Origin of the sequence: Amycolatopsis sp. PS_44_ISF1, assembly GCF_032335455.1 — a bacterium.
Taxonomy (GTDB): Bacteria; Actinomycetota; Actinomycetes; order Mycobacteriales; family Pseudonocardiaceae; genus Amycolatopsis.
Genome location: NZ_JANUXO010000001.1, coordinates 2,574,412 through 2,593,765, shown reverse-complemented (window position 1 = coordinate 2,593,765; position 19,354 = coordinate 2,574,412). Strand labels below are relative to the sequence as shown.

At 72.7% G+C, this 19,354-nt stretch carries 15 protein-coding genes and 1 pseudogene; 6 read left to right on the top strand and 10 right to left on the bottom strand.

All coding sequences use genetic code 11. The features are described 5' to 3' along the window. Nucleotides 1-3: 3 nt before the first annotated feature. Nucleotides 4-1,617: a carboxyl transferase domain-containing protein gene (locus NYF13_RS11845; RefSeq protein ID WP_315656295.1), complete on the bottom strand. Its 1,614-nt coding sequence runs from the start codon at nt 1,615-1,617 to the stop codon at nt 4-6. 163 nt (nt 1,618-1,780) lie between these two features. Next, nucleotides 1,781-2,551 (bottom strand): SGNH/GDSL hydrolase family protein, encoded by a 771-nt coding sequence (locus tag NYF13_RS11840; protein WP_315656293.1) that lies wholly within the window; start codon nt 2,549-2,551, stop codon nt 1,781-1,783. A 196-nt stretch (nt 2,552-2,747) separates the two neighbouring features. On the opposite strand from NYF13_RS11840, the gene NYF13_RS11835 reads away from it, so the two are divergent. Continuing rightward, nucleotides 2,748-3,338, top strand: a complete 591-nt coding sequence (locus NYF13_RS11835; RefSeq protein ID WP_315656292.1) for a TetR/AcrR family transcriptional regulator — start codon at nt 2,748-2,750, stop codon at nt 3,336-3,338. A gap of 53 nt (nt 3,339-3,391) precedes the next feature. Further along, nucleotides 3,392-3,889 (top strand): hypothetical protein, encoded by a 498-nt coding sequence (locus NYF13_RS11830; protein WP_315656291.1) that lies wholly within the window; start codon nt 3,392-3,394, stop codon nt 3,887-3,889. Nucleotides 3,890-3,901: 12 nt separating this feature from the next. Here NYF13_RS11830 and NYF13_RS11825 read toward each other — a convergent pair whose 3' ends face one another. The 4 genes from NYF13_RS11825 to NYF13_RS11810 form a co-directional block, all read right to left on the bottom strand. Beyond that, the gene (locus tag NYF13_RS11825; protein ID WP_315656290.1) at nt 3,902-4,369 is read right to left on the bottom strand and encodes a hypothetical protein; all 468 of its coding nucleotides are present in this window, start codon (nt 4,367-4,369) and stop codon (nt 3,902-3,904) included. A 64-nt stretch (nt 4,370-4,433) separates the two neighbouring features. Then, nucleotides 4,434-5,567 carry a homoserine O-acetyltransferase gene (locus tag NYF13_RS11820; RefSeq protein ID WP_315656289.1) on the bottom strand — a complete coding sequence of 378 codons (1,134 nt, stop codon included), beginning with the start codon at nt 5,565-5,567 and terminating at the stop codon, nt 4,434-4,436. Next, nucleotides 5,564-6,871, bottom strand: coding sequence for a bifunctional o-acetylhomoserine/o-acetylserine sulfhydrylase (locus tag NYF13_RS11815; RefSeq protein ID WP_315656288.1), 1,308 nt, complete (start codon nt 6,869-6,871; stop codon nt 5,564-5,566). Before NYF13_RS11815 ends, NYF13_RS11820 begins: the two co-directional genes overlap by 4 nt. A 152-nt stretch (nt 6,872-7,023) precedes the next feature. Continuing rightward, nucleotides 7,024-7,779, bottom strand: coding sequence for a class I SAM-dependent methyltransferase (locus NYF13_RS11810; protein WP_315656286.1), 756 nt, complete (start codon nt 7,777-7,779; stop codon nt 7,024-7,026). Between the two features lie 55 nt (nt 7,780-7,834). Between NYF13_RS11810 and NYF13_RS11805 the strand changes: the two genes are divergently transcribed. Further along, nucleotides 7,835-9,403: a helix-turn-helix domain-containing protein gene (locus tag NYF13_RS11805; RefSeq protein ID WP_315656284.1), complete on the top strand. Its 1,569-nt coding sequence runs from the start codon at nt 7,835-7,837 to the stop codon at nt 9,401-9,403. A 7-nt stretch (nt 9,404-9,410) separates the two neighbouring features. Here NYF13_RS11805 and NYF13_RS11800 read toward each other — a convergent pair whose 3' ends face one another. Continuing rightward, complete coding sequence (locus NYF13_RS11800) at nt 9,411-9,959, bottom strand: PadR family transcriptional regulator (RefSeq protein WP_315656283.1); 549 nt, start codon at nt 9,957-9,959, stop codon at nt 9,411-9,413. 68 nt (nt 9,960-10,027) lie between these two features. On the opposite strand from NYF13_RS11800, the gene NYF13_RS11795 reads away from it, so the two are divergent. Next, nucleotides 10,028-10,993, top strand: a complete 966-nt coding sequence (locus NYF13_RS11795; RefSeq protein WP_315656282.1) for a hypothetical protein — start codon at nt 10,028-10,030, stop codon at nt 10,991-10,993. A gap of 15 nt (nt 10,994-11,008) precedes the next feature. Here NYF13_RS11795 and NYF13_RS11790 read toward each other — a convergent pair whose 3' ends face one another. Continuing rightward, nucleotides 11,009-11,950: a zinc-binding dehydrogenase gene (locus NYF13_RS11790; RefSeq protein ID WP_315656280.1), complete on the bottom strand. Its 942-nt coding sequence runs from the start codon at nt 11,948-11,950 to the stop codon at nt 11,009-11,011. A gap of 279 nt (nt 11,951-12,229) precedes the next feature. Here NYF13_RS11790 and ald point away from each other — a divergent pair, with 279 nt between their 5' ends. Continuing rightward, nucleotides 12,230-13,345, top strand: coding sequence for an alanine dehydrogenase (gene ald / locus NYF13_RS11785; RefSeq protein WP_315657316.1), 1,116 nt, complete (start codon nt 12,230-12,232; stop codon nt 13,343-13,345). Nucleotides 13,346-13,503: 158 nt separating this feature from the next. On the opposite strand, the pseudogene NYF13_RS11780 reads toward ald, so the two are convergent. Continuing rightward, a pseudogene (locus NYF13_RS11780) lies at nt 13,504-14,520 on the bottom strand (acyltransferase family protein); the annotation flags it as partial. A 713-nt stretch (nt 14,521-15,233) separates the two neighbouring features. Between NYF13_RS11780 and NYF13_RS11775 the strand changes: the two are divergent. Continuing rightward, the gene (locus NYF13_RS11775) at nt 15,234-18,992 is read left to right on the top strand and encodes an ABC transporter ATP-binding protein (RefSeq protein ID WP_315656279.1); all 3,759 of its coding nucleotides are present in this window, start codon (nt 15,234-15,236) and stop codon (nt 18,990-18,992) included. Nucleotides 18,993-19,015: 23 nt separating this feature from the next. Here NYF13_RS11775 and NYF13_RS11770 read toward each other — a convergent pair whose 3' ends face one another. Continuing rightward, nucleotides 19,016-19,312 (bottom strand): hypothetical protein, encoded by a 297-nt coding sequence (locus NYF13_RS11770; RefSeq protein ID WP_315656278.1) that lies wholly within the window; start codon nt 19,310-19,312, stop codon nt 19,016-19,018. Nucleotides 19,313-19,354: the final 42 nt, after the last annotated feature.

Sequence of the window (19,354 nt, the reverse complement as noted above, 5' to 3'; positions counted from 1 at the left end):
TCATCACATCCGGAAGACGCCGTAGTTGACCTCGGGCAGGGGCGCGTTGGCCGCGGCCGACAGCGCGAGCCCGAGCACCGTGCGGGTGTCCGCCGGGTCGATCACCCCGTCGTCCCACAACCGCGCGGTGGAGTAGTACGGGCTGCCCTGGGCCTCGTACTGCTCGCGGATCGGGTCCTTGAACGCCTCTTCGTCCTCGGCCGACCACTCGCCGCCGCGGCCCTCGATCGCGTCGCGGCGGACCGTCGAGAGCACCGAGGCGGCCTGCTCCCCGCCCATCACGGAGATCCGCGCGTTGGGCCACATCCACAGGAACCGGGGCGAGTAGGCCCGGCCGCACATCGAGTAGTTGCCGGCGCCGAACGAGCCGCCGATCACCACGGTGAACTTCGGCACCCGGGCGCAGGCCACGGCGGTGACCATCTTGGCGCCGTGCTTGGCGATGCCGCCCGCCTCGTAGGCCCGGCCGACCATGAAGCCGGTGATGTTCTGCAGGAACAGCAGCGGGATCGACCGCCGGTCGCACAGCTCGATGAAGTGCGCGCCCTTCATCGCCGACTCGGCGAACAGCACGCCGTTGTTCGCGACGATGCCGACCGGGTGGCCGTGGACGTGCGCGAAACCGGTGACCAGCGTCGAGCCGTACTCCTTCTTGAACTCCGCGAACCGGCTGCCGTCGGTGATCCGGGCGATCACCTCGCGGACGTCGTACGGCGTGCGCGGATCGGCCGGCACCACGCCGTAGAGCTCACGCGGGTCGACGGCCGGCTCCTCGACCGGCCGCACGTCCCACGGCCGCGGCGAGCGCGGGCCGAGGGTGGAGACGATGGAGCGGACGATGCGCAGCGCGTGCGCGTCGTCGTCGGCCAGGTGGTCGGTGACGCCGGACTGGCGCGAGTGCACGTCGCCGCCGCCCAGTTCCTCGGCCGTGACCACCTCGCCGGTCGCGGCCTTCACCAGCGGCGGGCCGCCGAGGAAGATCGTCCCCTGGTTGCGCACGATCACCGCCTCGTCGCTCATGGCGGGCACGTAGGCGCCGCCCGCGGTGCACGAGCCGAGCACGGCGGCGATCTGCGGGATGCCGCGGGCGGACATGGTGGCCTGGTTGTAGAAGATGCGGCCGAAGTGCTCCCGGTCGGGGAACACGTCGTCCTGGCGCGGCAGGAACGCGCCACCCGAGTCGACCAGGTAGATGCAGGGCAGGTTGTTGTGCAGCGCCACTTCCTGGGCGCGCAGGTGCTTCTTCACCGTGAGCGGGTAGTAGGTGCCGCCCTTGACGGTGGCGTCGTTGGCCACGATCACGCACTCGCGGCCGGACACCCGCCCGATCCCGGTGATCACCCCGGCGGCCGGGGCCTCGTCGTCGTAGAGCCCGTTCGCCGCCAGCGGGGACAGCTCCAGGAACGGCGAGCCCGGGTCCAGCAGGGTGTCGACGCGGTCGCGCGGCAGCAGCTTGCCCCGCTCGACGTGCCGCGCGCGCGATTTCTCCGGCCCGCCGAGACGGGCGGCGGCCAGCCGCTCGCGCAAGTCCTCCACCAGCTCGCCGTGCGAGGTGACGCTGCGGGCGAACGGATCACTGCGCGGATCCGCGGAGCTGCTCAGTACCGGCGTGTCCATGACTCCCCGTCACGAGGTTAGCGGTCGTTAACTTCCCTGCGGATGTTAGCGACCGCTAACCGGAGTGTCCAGCGGAGCCCCCGGTGACGCGCGAAAAGGCTCGTGGGTGGTCAGGACGGCGTCGGCCGCCCTGACCACCCACGAGCCGGGGGTGGGGCGGGGGTCAGCCGATCGCGGAGGTCAGCGGGGCGTAGTAGCCGCCGCGCTGCCCGGCCGCCGTCGGGTGGTAGGACTCGTCCACCGGGAAGGTCAGGCTGTGCAGGTAGTCACTGGCCGAGGAGCAGATGTTGTGCCCGTCGAACGCGGGCCGGACGTCCACGAACTGGGCGCCGGCGGCCGAGGCCCGGGCCGAGATCACCCCGGCCAGGGTGTCCGCGCCGGAGTTGATCGCGGACCGCTTGGTGTCGCTCAGGCCCACGCTGCACGAGCCGGGCACGGTGTAGAAGCGCGGGTAGGACAGCACCACGAGCTTGGCGCCGGGCGCCTTCGCCTTGACCGCCGCGTAGACCTTGTCCAGCAGGGCGGGCAGGGTGTTCTTGGCGTAGGTCTTCGCGGTGTTCACCCGGTCGACGCAGTCCTGGTCCCCGTTGAGGGTGCAGGTGGTGATCACGTCGGAGAAACCGGCGTCGTTGCCCCCGACGGTCAGCGTCACCAGGGTGGCGCTCGACGGCATCGAGCCGATCTGGGTCAGCACGTCCGAGGTCTTCGCCCCGGAGCAGGCGAGGAAGGTGAACGTGGTGCCGCTGTGGGCGTTCGCCCACAGCTGGCCGTAGGCGTTGGCGCTGCGCTTGCAGCTGCCGGAGCTGCCGTAGCTCCCGGCGCCGACTCCCGAGGAGTAGGAGTCGCCGAGGGCCGTGTAGCTGGCCGGGGCCGCTTGGGCGGCTCCGGTCAGACCGAGGCAAGCGAGCAGGGCGACCCCCAGGGCCGCGCACATCCGTTGCATGTTTCGAGTGGTGGGACGGGTGGCAACAGCCATGGGTCACTCCTGTCGTGACGGCTCAACGAGGTAAAGCAATACCAGGTGGTTTCCCCACCGCAAACCCCTAGAAGTGCCGGTACGGCCGGTTGGCCCAAGCGATGAGCGGAACCGGAGGTTAGCGCTCGCTAACCGGCGGCCCTACTATGGCCGGATGCCGGCGAACCCCACCCCCCTCGTCACGGGCGAGAAGGCGAACAGGCGGGAACAGATCATGACCGCCGCGGCCGAGCTGTTCGCCCACCACGGCTTCCACGGGGTGGGCATCGACGACATCGGCGCCGCGGTGGGCATCTCCGGCCCCGCGCTGTACCGGCACTTCCGCAGCAAGGACGCCATTCTCGGCGAGATGCTGAACTCGATCAGCCACTACCTGCTCGACGGCGGCACCCGGCGCGCGGCCGTCGGCGGCCCGTCCGGGGAGCTGCTGGCCGCGCTGGTGCGGTTCCACGTGGACTTCGCGCTCGACCACCCGGCGCTGATCACGGTCCAGGAGCGGAACCTGGCCAACCTCACCGACAGTGACCGCAAGCAGGTTCGGGCCCTGCAACGCCAGTACGTCGAGGTCTGGGTGGGAGCCATCCGTGACGCCGTGCCCGGCCTGGAGGAACGACAGGCCCGCTCGGCCGCACACGCCGTGTTCGGCTTGATCAATTCGACGCCGTACAACCGCCATCTCGGTGACGGCGAACTGGCCGACCTGCTCTGCCGGCTCGCGCTGGGCGCGCTTTCGGCGGCCGGCTGATCCGCCGGATTCGGGGTATCCCGCGAATGCCGGTGCTGGTGTTTGATGGGTGGGTGACCCCGGACCGGAGCGAGGACGAACGGCGGCTCGTCGAAAAAGCGCAACGCGCGCTCGTCGCCATCAGCATCGGCGAGGACGCCGAAGCGCTCGACGAAGTCACGCCCTCTTCCGAAGAGCCGAAGGAGCGCTCGGACGAAACCAAGGCGCTGATGCTGCTGCTGTTCGGCGAATGCAGCACCATGGTGTCCACGCTCGGTGACGGCGGGACGGCCCCGGTGAAGGTCCAGGTCTTCGACGAGGACGGCGAAGAGGTCTCCATCGACCAGGCCGACCCGCCGGTGCGCACCGCCGTCCGCACCCTGCTCGCCGAAGTCCACGGCAACACCGCCGCCGCGCAGGAGCAGGTGGAGATCGCACTGGCCAACGCCGCCCCGAACGAGGTCGACAGCCTGGTCCTGCAGGCCCTGCGCTGGACCATCCGGCTGTCGGTCGAATGCCTGGAGCGGGACCTGCCGGTGGCGGACTGGATCTCCGACGCCGTCGAGGGCTGAACCGGCGCGCCCCTAGCCGGGTCGGTGCCTCAGGTACCCCACGGTCGTCACCAGGAGGAACACCGGCCACAGCGGGGCGCAGAGGTAGCAGCCGAGGCAGAGGGCCCGCCAGCCGTCCCAGGCCCGGCCCGCGAACGGGTCCACCCGGCCGAAGTTCACCGCGGAGAGGGCGCAGAGGACGAACAGCACGGCCGCGCCGCCGAAGGCGATGGCCGCGACCCCCCACCGGGGCAAGCGCCGGCCCCACGGCAGCCGGTCGCCCTCCGGCCGGGCCAGCCGCAGCGTGGCCAGCGCGGCCAGGAGCTGGATCGCGGACAGGGTGAGCACGTAGGCGGTGCCCGAGCCGGGGATGTGCTGGAAGGCCCGCCAGGACTGCGGGGTTCCCAGGGGGAGGCCGAACCCGACGACCGCCCGCCACAGCACGGTCGGCAACGCCGCGGCCACGGCCGCCCAGGCGCAGACCTTCACCCACTTCGGCATGGGCCGAGGCTACAAGGATCACGGCCGGGTCCGGGGCCGATCGGCGCATCGGGGGCGGGCTCGCTCAGCCCAGCAGCGATTTCACCAGCGTGCCGATCTGCCCGCTCTCGATCAGGAAGGAGTCGTGGCCGTGCGGCGAGGTGACCACCGCGGTTTCGCCGCCGACCGCGCCCGCGATCTCCGCGGACTGGTACAGCGGGTAGAGCCGGTCGCTGTCCACCCCGGCGACCACGGTCCGGGCGGTGACCCGGGCCAGCGCCGCCCCGAGACCCCCGCGGCCGCGACCGACGTCGTGGGTGTTCATGGACTCGGTCAGCACCACGTAGGAGCCCGCGTCGAAGCGCTCGGCGAGCTTGTCCGCGTGGTGGTCCAAATAGGACTCCACCGCGAACCGGCCGCCCCGCCACGGGTCCTCCCCGTCCTGGGGGCGGCGGCCGAACCGCTGGGCCAGCTCGGGCTCGCTGCGGTAGGTCACGTGCGCGATCCGGCGGGCGACGCCGAGGCCGCGGTGCGGGCCCGCACCGTCGGGCTGGTCGTAGTAGTCGCCGCCGTGCCAGCCCGGGTCCGCGCGGATGGCGTGCAGTTGCGGGGCGGCCCAGGCGATCTGCTCGGCCGAAGCCCGCGCCGCCGACGCCAGCACCAGCACCGAATCCACCCGGCCGGGGGTGGTGACCGCCCATTCGAGCGCCCGCATCCCGCCCATCGACCCGCCCGCCACGGCGGCCCAGCGGTAGACCCCGAGCGCGTCCGCGAGCGCTGCCTCGGCGCGGACCTGGTCCCGCGCCGTGACCACGGGGAAGCGGCTGCCGTACGGCCGTCCGTCGTCCGCGGGCGAAGACGGGCCGGTCGAGCCCTGGCAGCCGCCGAGCACGTTCGGGACCACCACGAACAGCTCCTCGGTGTCGAACGCCTTGCCGGGCCCGATCAGCCCGTCCCACCAGCCGGCGCTGGGATGACCGGGCTCCGCGGGGCCGGCCGCGTGGCTGTCGCCGGTCAGGGCGTGCTCCACGAGGACGGCGTTGGAGCCGTCGGAGTTCAGCTCCCCCCACGTCTCGTAGGCGAGGGTGTAGGACGGCAGCGAGCCACCGGCCTCCAGCGCGAGCGCGCCGGGGCCGGTGAAGAACTGCCGCCTTCCGGGTGGGTCCCCCGCCCGCCACGCTCCGGTGGCGGGCGGGCGGCCGGCGCCGGAACCGGTCACTGCGCCGCCTTGGCGGCCCGGAACCCCGCCTCGAGGTCGGCCTTCAGGTCTTCGAGACCTTCGAGTCCCACCGACAGCCGCACCAGGCCCGGCGTGACGCCGCTGGCCCGCTGCTCCTCGGGGCTCAGCTGGCTGTGCGTGGTCGACGCGGGGTGCACGATCAGGCTGCGCACGTCACCGATGTTCACCAGCTGGCTGTGCAGTTCCGTGCCGTCCACGAACCGGCGGCCCGCCTCCACGCCGCCGCGCAGGTCGAACGACAGCACCGCGCCCGCGCCGCGCGGCAGGTACTTCTGCGCGGCGGCGTGGAACGGGCTCGACGGCAGCCCGGCGTAGTAGACCTTCTCGACCTCGTCGCGCTGCTCCAGCCATTCGGCCAGCGCCTGCGCGTTCGCCACGTGCCGCTCGATCCGCAGCGACAGCGTCTCGATGCCCTGCAGGATCAGGAAACTGTTCAACGGCGCGATGGCCGCGCCGGTGTCGCGCAGGATCTGCACGCGCGCCTTGGCCGCGTAGGCGCCGGGGCCGAGCGCTTCCCAGTACTTGAGACCGTGGTAGCTCGGATCGGCCTCGTTGAAGCCCGGGAACCGGGCCGGGTCCCGGCCGAAGTCGAAGGTGCCGCCGTCGACGAGCACCCCGGCGACGGTGGTGCCGTGGCCGCCCAGGTACTTGGTGGCCGAGTGCACGACCACGTCCGCGCCCTGCTCGATCGGGCGCAGCAGGTACGGCGTGAGCACGGTGTTGTCCACGACCAGCGGCACGCCCGCCGCGTGCGCGGTGTCGGCGACCCCGCGGACGTCGAGCACGTTGCCGCCCGGGTTCGCCAGCGTCTCGGCGAAGAACAGCTTGGTGTTGGGCCGGACCGCGGCGCGCCACTGCTCGAGGTCGTCCTGGTCCTCGATGAAGGTGACCTCGACGCCGAGCTTCGGCAGCGTGTAGTGGAACAGGTTGTAGGTGCCGCCGTAGAGCGAAGGGCTGGAGACGAAGTGGTCGCCGGCGTTGGCCAGGTTGAGGATGGCCGCGGTGGTGGCGGCGGAGCCGGAAGCGAACGCGAGCGCGGCCACGCCGCCTTCGAGGGCGGCGAGCCGCTGCTCCAGCACGTCCTGCGTCGGGTTCATGATGCGGGTGTAGATGTTGCCCGGCTCGGCCAGGCTGAACAGGTCGGCCCCGTGCTGGCTGTCCCGGAAGACGTACGACGTCGTCTGGTAGATCGGCGTCGCGCGGGCCCCGGTCGTGGGATCCGGCGCCGCGCCCGCGTGGATCTGCTTGGTCTCGAAGGACCAGGCCGAGGTGTCTTCCGGCATCGAATTCTCCTTGCGGCTCACTGGATCGGCTCCGCGGACGAAGCTAGCTCCCCCGAACGGCCCACCCAAGAGCTCCCACGGGATGGGAGGAACCGGTGCCGGTCGGAGTGCCCGTCCTCGTGGAGCACCCGATCGAAGCCTCCGGCCGGCCCTCAGGCGCGGACGGCCGTCGCCAGCTCGGTCAGGTAGCGCTTGGTGATCCGGCCGCCGTGCTCGTCGTCGATCAGGCTCGTGATCGCGGCGAGGAGACCTTCGCGGCGCTCCGGCGGCAGCGCGCGGTGGTTGGAGTAGGTCATCAGCAGGTCGGTGTACTCCGCGGTCGTGTACTCCTGCTCCCACTCCCAGCGGCGAAAGCGCGGCGGGGCGAAGCGGCCGGACTCGTCGAAGGTGGTGGGCACGTCCGCGGCCGCGGACAGGCGCAGGCCGGGCGGGGTGGCGGGGTCGAAGCGTTCGTACCAGCGCTGGACGTCGGCGAAGAACCGCTCGCTGCCGCCCGCCACGTGGTGGGTCGTGATCAGGGCGAGCGTGCCGCCCGCGCGCAGGGCGTCCGCGGCCTTGGCCATCCGGGTCCGCGGGTCGAGCCAGTGGAAGGCCGTCGCGGCGAGCACCACGTCGAACGGCTCGGGCGGGCGCGGGCGCTGCTCGAAATCCCCGGTTTCCACGGTGACCGCGGGGAAACCGGCCAGCTTGGCCGAGGCCACGGCGGCCAGGTCCGCGCTCAGCTCGACCGCGGTGACCGCACAGCCGCGCTCGGCCAGCGCGACCGTCGCCTGCCCGGTCCCGCAGCCGATCTCCAGCACCCGGGTGCCCGCGCCGAAGTCCTCGAACACCGCCGCCGGGTAGCCCGGGCGGGCCCGGTCGTACCGGGCCGCGTCCTCGCCGAACGTCCTCCTCAGTCGCTCCCGCACGGACGCCGAGGCTACCGCTTCGCGCGCCGGCGGCGGCTCGGCGAAGATGTACCCCGTGGTCTCCGTGCGCAGTGTCGTCGACCGGGTGGGGCCGACGCTGCTGCACGCGTTGCAGCTGCCCGAGGACGGCCCGGCGGTCGGCGACGTCGTGATCGCCGAGCCCGGCACCTCCACCGGGGTAGCGGCGGGCGACCTGGTGCTGGGCGTGGCCACGGCGGAGACGGCCGACGCGGCGGAGCTGGTGCGGCTCAGCGCGGGCCAGGGCGCGGCGGCGGTGCTGCTGAAACCGCCGCTCGCGGCCCGGCCCCCGGTCAAGCGGGCGGCCAAGGCCGCCGGGATCGCGCTGGTCCAGGTGCACGCGGCGACCTCGTGGGCCCAGCTCGTCTGGCTGCTGCGCACGGTGCTGGACGCGCTCGGCGACGAGTCCGAGTCGCTGGAGGAGGGCGGTGACCCCGGGTCCGGTGACCTGTTCCGGCTGGCCGACGCGGTGGCGTCCGTGGTGGACGCCCCGGTGACCATCGAGGACACCAACTCCCGGGTGCTCGCCTACTCCGCGCGCCAGGACCTCACCGACCCGGCGCGCGTCGCCACGATCATGGGCCGGCGGATCCCCGACGACGTGCTCGCGCGCTTCCGCTCCCGCGGCGTCTTCCGCGAGCTTTCCCGAGGGCGCCAGACGATCTTCGTGCCGGCCCAGCGTGACGGCACGCTGCCGCGGCTGATCGTGCCCATCCGGATGGGCGGGGAGCTGCTGGGTTCGATGTGGGCGGTGGTCGCCGGACCCGTCTCGGAGGAACGCGCAGCCGCCTTCGCCGATGCCGCACCCGTTGTCGCGCTTCACCTGCTTCGGCGTCGCGCGCACACGGACACCCAGCGCCGCGCTTCCGCCGAATTGCTGCGCGCCGTCCTCGAAGGACGGACGGGTCCCCGACGCGCGGTCGGCGAGCTGGACCTGTCCGACGAACCACATCGCGTGGTCGTCATCGAGGTCACCGGGGGCGACGGGCGGGACGCCGAAGGCTTGCGGCTGGCCCTACTGGAACGGATCTCGCAGGGCGTCGGGCGTCGGCCGGTGGCGACCGAGCTGGGCGGGCTGCTGTACGCGGTGGTCCCGGACGCGCCCGGCCCCGGCGGCTGGGCCGAGCTGCGCGACGCGATCGCCGGCCAGCCCGCGTCACGGCGCGGCGGCGTCCCCCGGGCGGCTGCCGGCGCCCCCGGCGACGTCACGGCGCTGCCGACGTCCCGCGCCCAGGCCGACGAGGCCCTCGGCCTGCTGCGCGCGGGAATCGTGGAAGGCCGCGTGGTCGCCTACGACCAGCAGTGGACGGCGCTGGCCCTGCACCGCGGCGCGACGGGGGCAGCCGCGTCGAAGGTGGCGGAGCTGGGCCCGCTCGGCGTGCTTCGCGTTCACGACGAGAAGAACCAGGCCGGCTACGTCGACACGCTCTACGCCTGGCTTCGCCACCCCGGCGATCCTCGTGCGGCGGCGCGGGAGCTGCGGATCCACCCGAACACCTTGCGCTACCGGATGAAGCGTCTGCTCGCCCTGGTCTCCTTGGACCTGGACGACCCGGACGTCCGGCTGGCGCTGACCGTGCAACTGGTGGCGCTGCGGTGGAGCTGAGCCCCGCTCAGCGGTTCCCGGGCCAGGCCAGGGCGCCGGACCGGATCCTGAGGATGGTGTTCTCCAGCCATTGCCCGTCCTGCCGGAGCCGGTCGCGGTAGTAGTGCGCCTCGATCATGTGCAGCTCGGAGACCCCGGCGCGGCCGAGGGCCAGGTCCAGGTAGTCCACTTCCTCGCGGATCCGCTCGCAACGCGCCGCCAGGGCCGCCTCGGCCTGGTCCGGGGCCAGGATTCCCAGGTAGGCGAGGGCGGTCATGAACGCGGCCGGATTGGCCAGGTCCGTGGCGCGGACGTCGTGGTCCACGCGATCGGCGAGGGCCTGCGCGCCGGCTTCGGTCAGCGCGTACTCCTGACGATCGCCACCGGCCGCCGCCGGGGCGATCCAGCCGGTGTCTTCCAGCGTGTTCACGAGGGTGTAGACGGTGGCGTTCCGCACCCGCAGGAAGGCATACCGGGTGCGGAGCTCGTCGAAGACCGAGTAGGCGTGTCGGGGCCGTTCGACCAGGAGGCCGAGGATCGGCAACACGAGCGGATTGGCGAGCGCGTCGGTGGGCACGGAATGATTCTACCGCTCCATAGCCGTATACGGTTAGAGTAGCCGTATACGGCTATGAAGGAGAAAAGATGATCTTCGGCATCTGGCCAGGAGTCGTCCAAGGTGATCTGGTGGACCTGACCCCGATGGAGTGCCACCCTGAGGATCCACGGCGAATGGAGGACGCCCTGCGGACCCTTCAAGGGGACGCGGAGTCGTTCTACCTCCGCTGCTACCGGCACTTCGGACCCGGAGTAACGCCACACCCGGGGGCCCGCCGCACCCCGGCCGACCCGGGCCGGTACGCCGGTCCAGGACGGCTGATCGACTTGGTGGCTTGCTACCAGAGCGCCGTCCCGGACCCGGCCGGGTTCGCCGGGTTCGTCCGCCGGTCGGTCCGCGACGTGGCGGCCTGGGGCGGGGGGAAGGTCCAGGTGGGTGAGGAGCCGAATGCGCCGGCCCCGCAGGACGGCGGCAGTCCCGGCTGCCTCGAAGCGCTGGCCGCGGGAGTGGCGGCGGCGCTCGACGAGCGAACCCGGCACGGGGCGCAGGTCCACGTCGGCGTGAACGCGGCCGGTCCGGCCGATCCCGGCTTCTGGGCGCAACTGCTCACCGCGATCGGCCCGGACAACGCCGGCCGACTCGACTACCTCGGCCTCGACCTGTTCCCGGACGTCTTCCACCCCATCCCCGAAGACCGGCTGGGCGCGGGCGCGCGGTTCCTCGTCGACCGCCTGCGCTCGGTCACCGCCGAACTGGGCGTACCCGAGAAGACCCCCATCCACGTCACCGAAACCGGCTGGCCCACCGGTGAAGACCGGGACGAGGACAAGCAGGCCCGCGTGCTGTCGACGGTCGCGCGCGCCATCCTCGACACCGGCGAGGTGAGTGTCTACGAGTTCTTCGGCCTCCGCGACGGCCGCACCGATGGCAACTGGCGAACCGGCTTCGGGCTGCTTCGCGAGGACTACACGCCCAAGCCGGCGTACGCGGAAATCCGACGCCTCATTGCCCAACAAGCTCGGCACGACAAGGCTTTCACACCCGGTAGCTGAAGTCTTTCACTCCGGTCATGGCACCAGAAGGGTCTTGCCGAACGTCTCCCGCGCCTCGATCGCCGCATGGGCCTCGGCGGCGGCCGAAAGCGGGAAGCGCTGGCCGATCACCGGGGTGAGCCCGCCCGCGGCGGCCGAGGCGAGAGCCGACTCCGTGAAGCCACGCAGAGCGGCCGCGTCGCCGAGCGAGCCGATCAGGGTGATGTCACGGGCACGGGCGTCCGCTTCGGGCACTTCGGCCCAGGTGCCGCTCGACCGGCCGTACCTCGCCATCCGGCCGCCCGGGCGCAGCAACGAGAACGCCGCAGTACCGATCGCGCCGCCGACGCCGTCGAAGACCACGTCGACCTCGCCGGCCTTCTCGGTCCAGCCCGGCTCGGTGTAGTCCACCGCGAGGTCCGCGCCGAGTTCGCGGGCCCGGGCGACCTTCCGCGCCCCGCCCGCCGCGGCGACCACCTCGGCGCCCGCGCTCCTGGCCAGCTGCACCAGCAGGCTGCCGACCCCGCCGGCCGCCGCTTCGACCAGCACCCGCTCACCCGGCGCGACGGACACCGCGTGCACCAGCCCGGTCGCCGTCCGGCCGTCGGCGAGCAGCGCGACCGCGACGTCCAGGCCGAGCGCGTCCGGCACCGGGAACACCAGCGACGCGTCGACCGCCACCCGCTGCGCGTAACCGCCGGACCCGCCGGTCGAGGTCACCACCCGCTTGCCCACCAGCCCGAGCCCGGCCCCCTCGCCCACGCGGCTGATCACCCCGCCGACGCCGTTCCCGGGGATCATCGGCAGCACCGGGACGAACGGTCCGGAGCCGGACGCCCGGAACTGGGTCTCCACGAACGTCACGTTCGAGAAGGCCACCTCCACCAGCACCTGTCCCGGCCCCGCCACCGGGTCCGGCGCCTCCCCCGCGACCAGCACGCCAGGGCCGCCGAACTCGGTCAACCACACCGCCCGCATGAACGCCCTTCCCCGCCGGGACCCGTCCCCCGACCGACCGGCAACAGCCAACAACCTCGACCGCGCTCCAGGTCAAGGGATCCGGCCGAACCGAGGTCAGCGGCGGACGTCGATCTTCGGCTCACCGCGGTCGAACCGCGTTCCCGCCACCGCAGCCGATTGTGCTGCCCGAACCACGAAACCGCCCCAAGACTGTCGCGAAGGCACGATGACACCGCCGTCTGGGTGCATCACCGTGAGTGGCAGCACCTCGAACCGAACCGCCGCCAGGAGGCCGCCGTGCGCATCGCCGTTCCCCGTGAGATCAAGAGGCACGAGTACCGGGTCGCGCTGACCCCGGCCGGGGTGCACGAGCTGGTCGGGCGGGGTCACGACGTCTTCGTCGAGACCGGCGCGGGCGTGGGCTCCTCGATCAGCGACGAGGAGTACGTCACGGCCGGCGCGAAGATCCTCGGCACCGCCGAGGACACCTGGTCCGAGGGCGAGCTGGTGCTGAAGGTCAAGGAGCCGATCGCCGAGGAGTACTCGCGGCTGCGGCGCGACCAGGTGCTGTTCACCTACCTGCACATCGCCGCCGACCGCCCGCTGACCGACGCGCTGCTGGCCGCCGGCACCACCGCGATCGCCTACGAGACGGTGCAGACGCCCAACCGCGCGCTGCCGCTGCTCGCCCCGATGTCCGAGGTCGCGGGCCGGCTGGCCCCGCAGGTCGGCGCGTTCTCCCTGATGAAGCCCAGCGGTGGCCGCGGCGTGCTGCCCGGCGGCATCCCCGGCGTGCACCCGGCTCGGGTCGTGGTGATCGGCGGCGGCGTGGCCGGCCTGAACGCCGCGCGGGTGGCGCTGGGCCTGGGCTCGGACGTCGAGATCCTGGACACCAACGTCGACCGCCTCCGCCAGATCGACAACGACTTCGGCGGCCGGATCCGCACGGTCACCTCGAACCGGCTTTCGGTCGAGGAGTCGGTGCTGGCGGCCGACTTGGTCATCGGCGCGGTGCTGGTGCCGGGCGCGAAGGCGCCGAAGCTGGTGTCGAACGAGCTCGTCAGCCGGATGAAGCCCGGCAGCGTGCTGGTCGACATCGCGATCGACCAGGGCGGTTGCTTCGCCGACTCCCGCCCGACCACCCACGACGAGCCGACCTACCAGGTGCACGAATCGGTGTTCTACTGCGTAGCGAACATGCCGGGCGCGGTGCCGCGGACCTCGACCTACGGGCTGACCAACGTCACCCTCCCGTACGCCGTCCAGCTCGCCGACCACGGCTGGAAGGCGGCACTGGCCGCCGACGCGAGCCTCGCGAAGGGCCTCAACACCCACAACGGCCTGCTGACCAACGAGCCGGTCGCCCTCGCGCACTCGCTCCCGCACGCTTCGCTGGAGACCGTCCTCGCCTGACGTGCTTCAGCCCACCCGGACAGGCCCCGGTCGCCGCAACGGCGACCCACCCGGCCGGGCCCGGGCCGCGGGGGGGCGCCCGGGGCCTGTCCGCGTCGGGCCACCAGCTTGCGGCCGAACGAGATCGCCGGCCGCTCGACCCAGCGACGCAGCAGGCAGGCGAAGAACAGCGCGACGGCCGAAGTGGCGATGGCCTTGAGCAGGCCGGAAGGCAGCAGCAACCCGGTCACTCCCGCCGCAGCGGTCTGGCTCAGGTACAGCGCGTACGACCGATCCCCGACGAAGGTCAGCGGCCGGCTGGCCAGCAACCGCCGGACCGGTCCGGCCGAGACCACCGCGACCAGCAGCAGCGCCGACCCGGCCGCGTAGCTGGGGATGACGAACTGCCACTGCTCGCCCAGCCGGTCGCGCAGCGGCCCGATGGAGAGCTGCAGCACGCAGAAGCCCGCGGCGACCACCAGCGCCACCACCGGCCGGGTCAGCTCCCGCACCAGCGCGAAGCCGCGCGGGTGGTGCATCGCCAGCCCGAGCAGGCACCCGATGACCAGTGAGCAGTAGTGCGCGGTGAGGCTCGCCCAGTGCGCCGATGGTGCCAGCGGCAGCGTGAACACCAGCACCGCGGCCACCGCGCCGAACCCGATCAGCAGCCGCAGCGCCGCCTTCCCGCTCTTCGCGAACGAGGTCAGCACCAGCAGCACCGGCCACACCAGGTAGAACTTCTCCTCCACGCCCAGCGACCACGACGTCGGGTACGGCGTGTTGTAGTCGACCAGCTCGTTGGAGAACGTCAGGTAGTACGGCATCGCGTCGGCGAGGCGGCTGCTCCGGTACACCCCCGCGACCGCCACCCCCACCGTGGTCAGCGCGAGCAGCAGGAAGTACACCGGCATGATCCGGAAGAACCGCCGGAGGAAGAAGTTCCGCAGCGAGATCCGCCCCGCGCGGTCCTCCTCCCGCAGCGACAGCGTCGTGATCAGGAACCCCGACAGCACGAAGAACAGCTGAACCGCGATCCACCCCTGCAGCCGTTCGGTGACCGGTCCCCCGTAGTGGAAGAACACCACCGACAACGCCGCCAGCGCCCGCACCCCCGCCAGCCCCGGGAACCACGAAGACGCCCGGTACTCCTCGTGGCTCAACGGCTGCCACCAGCTCCGACGCACTTCGAGGCCCATGCCGCGCACTGTATTGATCCGCCGCCCGCAGACCCTGAACCAGAGCTGAAAGCACCTGAAGCCCGCTTCAGGTGCCCGGCCCCTCTGTCCACATCAGACACAACAGTGCAACCCGCCGGCACCGAGGCCACTCACCGGAGCCGGAGCAGTCACCGACCGCACTGCAGGGGCCCCGGGGCCGGCACTCGCCCCTTCTCCCGAGGGGAGCGCGTCGACGCGAACAGGGGGAGACAGCGAACGGGGGGAGGCACGAAGGGGCGACCCGCTCAACCAGCCTGGGGGTCACTGGGAGCGGGCCGCCACTGACGAGTTTAGGTAATAACTCCCGACTCCGCTCTCCGGGGTGGTCAAGTAGGGCCCCTGCCTCCCCTCGGAGCAGGTCCGGATGCGGTGCGTCGGGCCCCTCGGAATCGTTAAAGGCGTCGTCAGGACCCTCTACTGCCGGGTCGGCCGGGATCCCGGAGTGACGAACGTCGCGTCCGATGCCGCCGGGAACCCGGCCTCGATGCCAGCGGGGTCGCCCCGGCGGCCGGCGAGCCGCCCCGGCGCTCCGGGAAGCGTTTCCCGGTGGTCCCGGCAGTCACCCCTCTGCGCACTCCTCTCCGGCCGGACCGTGGTGTTCGCCGCCTTCGGCCGGACCGGGCACCGACGTCGCACCGCCCCCGAGCGGCCGCCGGGAATAAATTGTCGGTCCCCCTCCCTAGGTTTGCTATGTGACCACCACGCCGACGCGCCCGCGTCAAGACCGTCCGACTGCTGAGACCACCCCGCCCCGGCCCGAAGGCTGGGTGCGCCGGTTGTCCGCCGCCTGCTGGGAGCACCGCGGCGTGGTCGTGCTGGCCATGACGGCGGCGATCCTCAGCGTCGGCGTCCAGGCGGCCAGCCCGCTGCTCGTGCGCTCGGCGGTGGACGACGCGGTCGCGGGCCAGACCGGCCGGATCGCCGGGATCGCGGTGGCGCTGGTGGCGCTGCAGGTGATCGCGTTCGGCTCGGCCTTCCTGCGCCGGTACATCGGCGGCCGCCTTGCCCTGGACGTGCAGCACGATCTGCGCAACCGGGTGTTCCGCGCGCTGGCGCGGCTCGACGGCGGCAAGCAGGACGCGTTGCGCACCGGCCAGGTGGTCTCCCGCGCGATCTCCGACCTGCAACTGGTCACCGGGCTGCTGATGCAGGTACCGCTGTCGGCGGGTTCGGTGATCTTCGCGGTGCTCGCCCTCGGCGCGATGCTGTGGATGTCGCCGCTGCTGACGCTGATCGCGCTGGTGGTCGCGCCGGCGGTCGGCATCGTGGTGGCGCTGAGCCGCAAGCGGCTCTTCCCGGCGACCTGGTCGGCGCAGCAGCGCGCGGCCGATGTGGCGCAGCGGGTGGAGGAGACCGTCACCGGCGTGCGGGTGGTGAAGGGGTTCGGCCAGGAGGCGCGCGAGGTCTCGCGGCTCGAGCGCACGGCGAGCCGGCTGTTCGCCGAGCGGCTGCGCGCGGCCCGGCTGTCCGCGCTGCCCACGGCCACCACCTCGGCCCTGCCCGCGGCCGGGCAGGTCGCGGTGCTCGCGGTCGGCGGTCTGCTGGCGTTGCGGGGTGAGATCAGCCTCGGCACCTTCCTCGCCTTCGCCACCTACCTCGCCGCGCTGATCGGGCCGGCGCGGATGCTCTCCGGGCTGGTGGTCCAGGCGCAGCTGACCCGGGCGGGGGCCGAGCGGGTGTACGAGCTGATCGACGCGCAGCCGGACGTCACCGAGCGGCCGGACCCGCGCCCGGTGCCCGAGGGCGCGCTCGGCGTCGAGCTGGAAGACGTCCGGTTCGGCTACACGCGCCACGAGCCGGTGCTGGACGGCCTTTCGCTCACCGCGCGGCCGGGCGAGACCCTCGCGCTGGTGGGCACGGCGGGCTCCGGCAAGTCCACGGTTTCGCTGCTGCTGCCCCGGTTCTACGACACGCATTCGGGCGCGGTCCGGATCGGCGGCGTCGACGTGCGCGACGTGGCGTTGAAGGAGCTGCGGCAGTCGATCGGCGTGGTCTTCGAAGAGGCGTTCCTGTTCTCCTCGTCGGTGCGCGACAACATCGCCTACGGGCGCCCGGACGCAAGCGACGAAGAGGTCTTCGCCGCGGCGCGCGCGGCGGAGGCCGACGGGTTCATCCGCGCGCTGCCCAACGGCTACCAGACCGAGGTCGGCGAGCGCGGCCTCACCCTGTCCGGCGGCCAGCGCCAGCGCCTCGGCCTGGCCCGGGCGCTGATGACCGACCCGCGGGTGCTGATCCTGGACGACGCGACCTCGGCGATCGACACCGTCACCGAGGCCGCCATCCACCACACCCTGCGCTCGATCACGGCCACGCGCACCACCCTGCTGGTGGCGCACCGCCGCTCCACGCTGCAACTGGCCGACCGGATCGCGGTGCTCGACCGGGGCCGGGTGGTCGACGTCGGCACGGAGGTGGAGCTGCAGGCGCGCTGCCCGCTGTTCCGGGAGCTGGTGTCCGGGCCGGAGGACGACGCCGAGCAGCCGCGGCGCCACCGGAACCTCGGCCGCGACGAAACCGGGATCACGCCGGCGCTGTGGCCGCGGGACGAGAACCAGGACGAGGTCGACGAGCTCGCCGCGGCGGCCCGGCAGCGCGGCGGGCCGTCCGGCGGCGGCTCCGGGTTCGCCGGCGACGGGCCGGACGTGCCGCCGACGCCGGAGCTGCTGGCGGGCGTGCGCCGGCTGCCACCCGCCACGGACCGGCCGAGACTGTCCGATGTGGACGTCACCGCGGCCGACCCCGGGTTCCGGCTCGGCCGGCTGCTGCGGCCGGTGCGCTGGCCGCTGGCCGCGGTGATCGCGCTGGTGGCGGCCGACGCGCTGGCTTCACTGGCGCTGCCCGCGTTGTACCAGCGCGGGGTCGACCACGGGGTGCTGCCAGGGGTTCAGAGCGTGGTGTGGCTGATGTCGGCGATCGGCGTCGTTGTGGTCGCGGCCGACTGGGTGGTGGTGCGCGGCCAGACGCGGCTCACCGCGCGCGTCGGGGAGACGGTGCTGTACTCGCTGCGCGTCCGCAGCTACGCCCACCTGCAGCGGCTCGGGCTCGACTACTACGAGCGCGAGCTGTCCGGGAAGATCATGACGCGGATGACCACGGACGTCGATGCGCTGTCCACCTTCCTGCAGACCGGATTGGCCACCGCCGTGGTGAGCGCGCTGACGCTGGTCGGCATCACGGTCGCGCTGCTGGTCACGGACGTTTCGCTGGCCCTGTACGCGTTGGCGATGCTGCCGGTGCTGCTCGTCGCGACGCTGGTGTTCCGGCGGGTCGCTTCGCGCGCGTACAGCGAGGCGCGCGAGAAGATCAGCGTGGTCAACGCCGATCTGCAGGAGAACGTGAGCGGTATGCGGGTCGCCCAGGCTTACACGCGCGAGGCGCGTTCGGCCGAGGCGTTCGCCGCGCGCAGCGAGGCCTACCGGCGCTCGCGGCTGCGGGCGCAGCGCTACATCGCCACGTACTTCCCGCTGGTCTCGCTGCTGTCGGACCTGGCCACCACCACCGTGCTGGTGGCGGGCGCGCACCGGGTGGCGGCCGGGACGCTGGAGGCCGGGGTGCTGCTGGGGTTCCTGCTGTACCTGCAGCAGTTCTTCTCCCCCATCCAGCAGCTCTCCTCGGTCTTCGACGGCTACCAGCAGGCGCGGGTCGGGCTGAGCCGGATCGGCGACCTGCTGCGCACGCCGACGTCGGTGCCGCCGGCCGAGCACCCGGTCGGGCTGCCGGAGCGGCTGACCGGCGAGGTGGGCTTCAAGGACGTCGGCTTCTCCTACGCCGGTGCCGAGCGGCCCGCCCTGGAGCACTTCTCGCTGGACGTGGCCGCGGGCGAGACCGTCGCGCTGGTCGGCGAGACCGGCGCGGGCAAGTCCACGGCGGTGAAGCTGGTCGCGCGCTACTACGACGTGACCGGCGGCGTGGTGCGGATCGACGGCACCGACGTCCGCGAATACGACCTGCCCAGCCTGCGGTCGCGGATGGGGGTGGTGCCGCAGGAGGCGCACCTGTTCTCCGGCACGGTCGCCGACAACGTCCGTTACGGCCGCCCCGAAGCCACCGACGCGGAGGTCGAGTCGGCGGTTCGCTCGGTCGGCGCCCTCGACGGGGTGGCCGCCCTGCCGGCCGGCTTCCGGCAACCCGTGGGCGAACGAGGCCGCTCCCTGTCGGCCGGTCAGCGGCAGCTGGTCGCACTGGCCCGGGCCGAGCTGGTCGACCCGGACGTCCTGCTCCTGGACGAGGCCACCGCCGCCCTGGACCCGTCGACGGAAGCCGCGGTCCTGCGCGCGACCGAGCACCTGGCCCGCCGCCGCACCACCTTCGTCGTCGCCCACCGCCTGGCCACCGCGGCCCGGGCCGACCGCATCGTGGTCCTCGACCACGGCCGCATCATCGAACAGGGCACCCACGAGGAGCTCCTGACCGCGGACGGGCACTACGCCAAGCTCTGGTCGCTGGGCTGACCTCTCCGCGACGGCCCGGGTGATCAGGGCAGCTCCCGCCAAGCCAGTGCGCCCCAGCCGGCCGAGGAGACGTCCGCGGGTCCGGCCCAGCGGAACGTGCCGGGGCGGACGTGGGCGCCGGCGCCGATCGACCAGTCCGGCTCGCCCGGCTCGACGTGTTCGAACGCCTCGATGTCCGCCGGGGTGTGCCACACGGCGGCACACGAATCGCACCGCAGAACGACCCGGCCGCCCGCCACGACCAGGGGGCGGATCAGCCCCTGGTCCCAGAACGACGGACACTCCACCAGCCACATCGCGCCGCACCCCCTGCTCTGCACCACAGCACCACGCAGCACCACGCGGGACCACGCAGCCGCGCC

What these genes read in the sequence shown, in the direction of transcription:
- NYF13_RS11825 (WP_315656290.1), bottom strand. Translation starts at nt 4,369, where the DNA reads ATGCCGAAGTGGGTGAAGGTCTGCGCCTGGGCGGCCGTGGCCGCGGCG.
- NYF13_RS11835 (WP_315656292.1), top strand. Translation starts at nt 2,748, where the DNA reads ATGCCGGCGAACCCCACCCCCCTCGTCACGGGCGAGAAGGCGAACAGG.
- NYF13_RS11815 (WP_315656288.1), bottom strand. Translation starts at nt 6,871, where the DNA reads ATGCCGGAAGACACCTCGGCCTGGTCCTTCGAGACCAAGCAGATCCAC.
- NYF13_RS11840 (WP_315656293.1), bottom strand. Translation starts at nt 2,551, where the DNA reads ATGTGCGCGGCCCTGGGGGTCGCCCTGCTCGCTTGCCTCGGTCTGACC.
- NYF13_RS11845 (WP_315656295.1), bottom strand. Translation starts at nt 1,617, where the DNA reads ATGGACACGCCGGTACTGAGCAGCTCCGCGGATCCGCGCAGTGATCCG.
- NYF13_RS11790 (WP_315656280.1), bottom strand. Translation starts at nt 11,950, where the DNA reads ATGCGGGCGGTGTGGTTGACCGAGTTCGGCGGCCCTGGCGTGCTGGTC.
- NYF13_RS11795 (WP_315656282.1), top strand. Translation starts at nt 10,028, where the DNA reads ATGATCTTCGGCATCTGGCCAGGAGTCGTCCAAGGTGATCTGGTGGAC.